The sequence below is a fragment of the Sphingobacterium sp. SGG-5 genome, assembly GCF_011043525.1.
GTDB lineage: Bacteria > Bacteroidota > Bacteroidia > Sphingobacteriales > Sphingobacteriaceae > Sphingobacterium.
Genome location: NZ_JAAKGO010000037.1, coordinates 1 through 460, shown reverse-complemented (window position 1 = coordinate 460; position 460 = coordinate 1). Strand labels below are relative to the sequence as shown.

Below are 460 nucleotides of genomic sequence, written 5' to 3'. Positions count from 1 at the left end.
CGAGGTCAGGGTTTCATTAGCCAGTACAACAGTTCGCAGGTCCACAGTCTGCATTACCCCCAGAGTATTCACATAGCTTAAGATGGAAGTAGCCGGGTCATAGGTCAGGTCCGTATTGTTGAGGTTGACCGGTGTGGCCACCCCTGCCTCGTCGGTATAGGTCAGAACGTTGGAGGCAGCATTATAAGTTACAGCTCCTTCATTGAGGTTCAGCACGACCGGTGTACCGTCCTCCCCCGTATAGGTCAGTTGGTGTGTCGTGTTATCATAAGCGAGAGTTGTCAAAGTCTCCTGCTCTCTGACCAGATCCCCTAAGTTCAGCGTGTTGGTCGTACCGTCCTCATCCACATAAGTCAGGGTCCCGGCGGTGTTGTCCACCGAGACAGAGGTCAGGGTTTCGAAGTTCGGGACCATTGTTCCCAGATTCAGCGTATTGGCCGTTCCGTCCTCATCGTTGTAG

At 53.0% G+C, this 460-nt stretch carries 1 protein-coding gene; it reads right to left on the bottom strand.

The genetic code is table 11. From position 1 onward, the window contains the following. The coding region (locus G5B30_RS17155; RefSeq protein ID WP_206367183.1) for a hypothetical protein at positions 1-460 on the bottom strand (460 nt) is incomplete at both ends.